Annotated in this window: 1 protein-coding gene; it reads right to left on the bottom strand. The window is 44.2% G+C overall.

What is annotated here, in order from left to right:
• Positions 1-390: 390 nt before the first annotated feature.
• The coding region (pyrF, locus tag R7093_RS25050; protein WP_318146993.1) for an orotidine-5'-phosphate decarboxylase at positions 391-787 on the bottom strand (397 nt) is incomplete at its 5' end.

The following is a 787-nucleotide window of genomic DNA, read 5'->3' as shown; positions in this document are numbered from 1 at the left end:
GACGAGTGTGAAGCTCACGATAGGCTGCGGACGCGACAGTACGCAGATAGGAAATAGTAGGAGCATAATATGAAAGCGACATCCTGCCGACTTCTATATTGATTTCAAAGAGTTTCACCAGGTCATCCTAGACCTTACAACGCAGTGAATGCATCTTCGACATAGTATTCGTTACCTATTTGTAACGCAAGCCATCTACAGCACATGGTTGCATTTTCGGCTTATCATTATCAATTATGTTATTAAAGTGTGATCGATATAGTGCATTCCCCTGCAGGACTAAGAATAATCCGTAGAACCTTTGTTCTCATCGGGTAATTCGTTGTTCTGAGAAAGAAAAAAGGTGAGGCATCCTAGCCTCACCTTTATCCATTTAATGCTCGAGAGGTATTACTTGCTAGCTAAGCTGTCGTTGATAGATTTCAATACGGCAGCAGGGTCCGTCGCCTGAGTGATCGGACGGCCAATAACAAGGTAGTCAGAACCCGCTTGAATAGCATCAACTGGCGTCATAATACGACGTTGGTCGCCTTGCTCAGAACCAGCAGGACGAATTCCTGGAGTGATAAGTTTAAACTCTTTACCTAGCTCATTTTTAAGTAGTGAAGATTCTTGCGCAGAGCACACTACACCATCGAGACCTGAGTTCTTAGTCAATGTCGCTAGACGAATCACTTGCTCTTGCGGTTCGACATTCAGACCAATACCTGCCAAGTCACTTTGTTCCATGCTAGTCAGTACCGTTACACCAATCAGAAGTGGACGATCTTTACCATATGGCTCAAGA

The organism is Vibrio sp. 1580 (genome assembly GCF_033340055.1).
The sequence above is the reverse complement of the archived record's forward strand: the minus strand, read 5'-3'. Positions and strand labels throughout refer to the sequence as shown.